The following is a 5,134-nucleotide window of genomic DNA, read 5'->3' as shown; positions in this document are numbered from 1 at the left end:
GTGGTGTCGATGACGATCTCGGCGTCCGCGGGTTCCTCGTAGGGGTCGGATACGCCGGTGAAGGTCGGGATGATGCCGGCGCGGGCTTTTGCGTACAGGCCCTTGCGGTCGCGGGCCTCGCAGATCTCCAGCGGGGTGGCCACATGGACCAGGACGAACCCGCCTCCGCTGTCCTCGACCATCGTCCTGACCTGGCGGCGGACCGCGTCGTAGGGGGCGATCGGCGCGCATACCGCGGTGCCGCCGGCGGCCGTCACAGCCGCGGCGACAAAGCCGATCCGCGCAACGTTGGTGTTGCGGTCCTCGCGGGAGAAGCCGAGCCCCTTGGACAGGTGCAGTCGGACGACGTCGCCGTCGAGCAGCGTCACCCGGCGGTCACCGCGCTCCAACAGTCGGCAGACGAGCAGCCCGGCCACGGTCGACTTGCCCGATCCCGACAGACCGGTGAACATCACGGTGAGCCCCCGCTCGGCCCGCGGTGGCTGTGCGCGGACGAGTTCGGCTGCGACCGCGGGCGGTGTGAGCACCGGCGGCAGCCGTGTTCCGCGCTCAAGGAGCAGTCCCAGCGCGCTTGCCCCCGGTGCGCTCGGCGCCGGTCCGACGATGACCGAACCGAGCCCGTAGGCGACCGCGACCTGTGCCCGGTGGATGACTTCCGCGGCCAGGGCAGGCTCGGTCTCTCGATCGTCGGTCTCTCGATCGTCGGTCTCCCGGTGGCCGGCGGGTTGGTGATTTGTTATCTGATTGTCACTTACCTGATTGTCGCTTACCGGGTCACCGGTGGTGGTCCCGACCCGGATCGTGGTGTCGGGGCCGAGGGCGACCGCCTCGGTCAGCCGCGGCATCGCCCGGACGGGCACCAGGGCGAGCATGGCCCGAACGTCGATCAGCGTGGCGAGCGCCGCCCGCAGGCACCGCACCCGCAGGTGGTGGCGCGCATCCGCGGGATCCGTCCCACCGACCGGAGCGAGGACCACGACGGTGTTCCCATCGGCGGTGATGGCTTCGATGCGGTCCAGGTCCGCGGTATGGAGCAGGCCGTCGACCCACAGCGCGGTGGGCGCCGGGTCGGTTGGCGTGCACCACCCGCGTCCGAGCAGCTCCGCCTGCAACGACGCGGGGGTGAACCGCAGTTCGGGGTAGTCGGGGTGATCGGGCAGTTGCAGTCCCTCGACGACGCCCGACAGCGCCGACCCGACCACCTCGGTCACTCGCAGCGCGGCGATCATCACGCCTTCGGAGTCCCGCAGCGCAACCGTCACTCCAGGGCGCGGCTTCTCGGTGCTCTCGCTGGTCAGCGCATGGGCGTCACCGATGTCGACCGTGTGCCGCGGCATGCGCACCGGGCCGTCGTAGCCATCCTCGGTCACACCCGGGCCGTGGCGGCTCGGGCACCCGCCGGACAGCAGGAGCTCAAGGTCGGCAAGCTGCGCGGCCGTCAGCGTCAGTGACGGCCAGTGCAGCGACGCCTCGGTCAGTTCCGTTGCGCGGGTCTCGTCGACCAGCAGCGCGGTCCTCTCCCGGATGGTGGGCACACCCTGACCGTAGCCGTTGAGGTCCGTCCTGCCACGGCGACGGGCTGGCGACCGGGCTGGCGGCGGGTGCAGGCGGGCGCAGGCGGGCATGGCCGTCGAGCCGCTTCGCTGTCCTGGGCGCCGGTCCCTCGGCTACCTTGGGCTGATATCCACCGGCGTTCTGCCGGCGTTCTGCCGGCGTTGTCATCTATCGGTGTTGTCTACTGGGCTCGACGGGGGGACTGCGCGTGCCTGTCACGGGCTACGAACTCACCCATCTGCAGATGCTCGAGGCGGAGGCGGTCCACATCTTTCGGGAGGTGGTGGCCGAGTTCGAGCGTCCCGCGCTGCTGTTCTCCGGCGGCAAGGACTCGATCGTCATGCTCCGGGTCGCCCAGAAGGCGTTCTGGCCGGCAAAGCTGCCGTTTCCGCTGGTCCACATCGACACCGGCCACAACTTCAGCGAGGTGATGGAGTTCCGGGACGCCCGGGTGGCGCAGCTGGGCGCCCGCCTCGTCGTCGGATCCGTCCAGGATGCGATCGATGCCGGAGCGATCACGGAAGACACCCGGCCGGGCGCGTCCCGCAACCAGCTGCAGACGCCGGTGCTGTTGGACACCATCGAGGCGAACAGGTTCGACGCGGTGTTCGGCGGGGCCCGCCGCGACGAGGAGAAGGCCCGGGCCAAGGAGCGCGTGTACTCCTTCCGGGACGAGTTCGGCCAGTGGGACCCGAAGAACCAGCGTCCCGAGCTGTGGTCGCTCTACAACGGCCGACACCGCCCGGGCGAGCACATCCGGGTCTTCCCGCTGTCGAACTGGACGGAGCTCGACATCTGGCGCTACATCGCGCAGGAGAGCCTGGAGATTCCGTCGATCTACTACGCGCATACCCGTGAGGTGGTCGAACGGGACGGGATGCTGCTGGCGGTGACTGCCCTGACGCCGCCACTGGAAGGGGAGCGGGCCGTTGCGCGTCAGGTGCGTTACCGCACGGTGGGGGACATGTCCTGCACCGGTGCGATCGCGTCGACCGCGGCGACGATCGACGAGGTGATCGCGGAGGTGGCGGTCAGCAGGATCACCGAACGCGGCGCGACCCGCGCCGACGACCGGGTCAGCGAGGCTGCCATGGAGGACCGCAAACGGGAGGGCTACTTCTGATGGAGGGGCTGTTCTGATGGGGGAGCTGCTGCGGGTCGCCACCGCCGGTTCTGTCGACGACGGCAAGTCCACACTGATCGGACGGCTGCTCTTCGACACCAAGTCGCTGTTCACCGACCAGCTGGCAGCGGTGGAGCGCACCAGCCGCGAGCGGGGCGATGCCTACGTCGACCTGGCGCTGCTCACCGACGGGCTGCGAGCCGAGCGGGAACAGGGCATCACGATCGACGTCGCATACCGGTACTTCGCCACGCCGAAGCGGTCGTTCATCCTCGCCGACACCCCTGGGCACGTCCAGTACACCCGCAACATGGTCACCGGGGCGTCCACCGCCGATCTGGCACTGTTGCTGGTGGATGCGCGTAAGGGCGTGCTGCAACAGACCCGGCGGCACGCCTTTCTGGCCTCACTGCTGCGCGTCCCACACCTGGTACTGTGCGTGAACAAGATGGACCTCGTCGGGTTCGACGAGAATGTGTTCGAAAAGATCAAAAGTGAGTTCCGGGGGTTCGCCGCCAAGCTCGAGATCGTCGACGTCGCGACGATCCCGGTGTCGGCGCTCGGTGGGGACAACATCGTGTCCCGCTCGCCGAGCACACCCTGGTACGAGGGCACCTCGTTGCTGCACCACCTGGAGGAGCTGCACATCGCCTCCGACCGCAACCTCATCGACGTGCGCTTCCCGGTGCAGTGGGTGGTCCGGCCGCGATCGGAGGACCTGCACGACTACCGCGGTTATGCCGGCCAGGTCGCCGGTGGCATTCTCAAGCCCGGGGATGACGTGATCGTCCTGCCGTCCGGTCTGTCCTCGCGGATAGCGGCCATCGACACCTTTGACGGACCGGTCGCCGAAGCCTTCCCGCCGATGTCGGTGACAGTCCGCCTTGAAGATGATCTTGATGTCTCCCGCGGGGACATGCTCGCCCGACCGGCGAACCAGCCAACGGTCGGCCAGGACATCGACATGATGGTGTGCTGGATGGCGGATGCGCCGCTGCGGGCCAGGTCCAGGCTCGGGATCAAGCACACGACCCGGTCCGTGCGCGGCGTGCTGAAGAACATCGCCTACCGGGTCGACGTCGACACGCTGCACCGCGACGAGAGCGTGTCGGAGCTGCGGCTCAACGACATCGGCCGGGTGACGGTGCGGACCACGACACCGCTGTGCTTCGATCCGTACCGGCGGAACCGGACGACCGGGAGCGTCATTCTCGTCGACGAGGTGACCGGGTCCACGGTCGCCGCCGGCATGATTCTCTAGTGTCTGTCCCGGCCGGGGGTCGGAGCTTCAGCGACGCCGATGATTCAGCGACGCAGATAGCGCAGGAACAGGCTGCCGTCGTCCTCGAGAACGTGACCGAGCGTCATCGTGACGGGCTTCGGCCAGCGGTGGCCGCCGACGATCCGGGCGTGGTCGGGGCCGGCGAGCAACGGGGCAAGTGTCAGGCACAGCTCATCGAGAAGGTCTGCTCCTGCGAGGGACGCGTGTAGCGATGGTCCGCCTTCGCACAGCACGCGTCCCAGTCCCCGCCCGGCGAGCACATTTAGTGCCGTCGCGAGATCCACTGTCTCGTCGCCGCAGACCACCATGTCGGCGACGGCCGCAAGGTCGCGGTACCGGTCAGCCGGCGCGGCCCGGGCGGTGAGCACGAGTGGACGCACGTCCGCGCTGAACAGCCGGGCGGACGGGTCGAGCCGCAGGCTGCCGGAGACGACCGCCACCGGCGGGATCGGGGCCTGCCCGGCCGCGAGTCGTCGGTCGCGGCGTTCCGGCGGAACAACGACCGGCCCGTAGTCCTCGGCAACCGCGGTGCCGGCACCGACGAGGACGACGTCGGCAAGCCAGCGCAGCATGCGAAAGACCCGGCGGTCGGCACTGCCGCCGAGGCCGCCGGAACGACCGTCCACCTCGGCGGCGCCGTCGAGGGACGAGACGAAGTTCGATCGCACATGCACCCCGCCGACGGCGACCGGTGGCAGGCCGTAGAAGGCATCCAGGTCGACGTCATCAGGGGACGGGAAATGGCGCACTCGCCGGACTCTATTCGGCGCAGACTCTATTCGACATTCGACCCGCTGCCGGCTGATCGCTCGTAGCGTGGGCTGTCGCATATCACGGTGGCCAGCGTGAAACGGTGTGAGTTACCTCGCGTGGTACTTCTCGGGGCGTCATCAACCGATGGTGTATCCGTAGGGTGAAAACATGCCGGAGCGCCTGGTTGACCGCCATCCCGAGGTACGTCCGGACGATTTGGTCGCGGCCCTTGTTCCGCCGCCACGGTTCAATGACGTCCGCTTCGTGACCTACCGGCCGGATCCCGGCGAGCCGAGCCAGGTCGGTGCCGTTGCGGCGCTGGGCCGGTTCGCCGACCGGGTCGCCTCGGGTGGGACCCGGGCCCGGGGTTCGGCCGGCGCCGGCGGCCGTGGCCTGCTCCGGTTCGGACGTCGTGATCTGAG

General features: G+C 69.0%; 4 protein-coding genes and 1 pseudogene. 3 read left to right on the top strand and 2 right to left on the bottom strand.

Annotated elements, in window-relative coordinates:
• The coding region (gene cysC, locus U9980_RS09300; protein ID WP_322767558.1) for an adenylyl-sulfate kinase at positions 1-1,535 on the bottom strand (1,535 nt) is incomplete at its 3' end.
• A gap of 227 nt (positions 1,536-1,762) precedes the next feature.
• Between cysC and cysD the strand changes: the two genes are divergently transcribed.
• Positions 1,763-2,677, top strand: a complete 915-nt coding sequence (gene cysD / locus U9980_RS09295; protein ID WP_322750602.1) for a sulfate adenylyltransferase subunit CysD — start codon at positions 1,763-1,765, stop codon at positions 2,675-2,677.
• A gap of 16 nt (positions 2,678-2,693) precedes the next feature.
• Positions 2,694-3,938, top strand: a complete 1,245-nt coding sequence (locus tag U9980_RS09290) for a sulfate adenylyltransferase subunit 1 (protein ID WP_322767557.1) — start codon at positions 2,694-2,696, stop codon at positions 3,936-3,938.
• Between the two features lie 44 nt (positions 3,939-3,982).
• Here the strand turns inward: U9980_RS09290 and U9980_RS09285 are convergent, their stop codons facing one another.
• Positions 3,983-4,708, bottom strand: a complete 726-nt coding sequence (locus tag U9980_RS09285) for a pyrimidine reductase family protein (RefSeq protein WP_322767556.1) — start codon at positions 4,706-4,708, stop codon at positions 3,983-3,985.
• A gap of 172 nt (positions 4,709-4,880) precedes the next feature.
• Between U9980_RS09285 and U9980_RS09280 the strand changes: the two are divergent.
• A pseudogene (locus tag U9980_RS09280) lies at positions 4,881-5,134 on the top strand (cell division protein ZapE); the annotation flags it as partial.

This window comes from Protofrankia sp. Cr1 (genome assembly GCF_963555865.1).
Taxonomy (GTDB): domain Bacteria; phylum Actinomycetota; class Actinomycetes; order Frankiales; family Frankiaceae; genus Protofrankia.
This window is presented reverse-complemented; position numbering and strand designations above follow the sequence as displayed.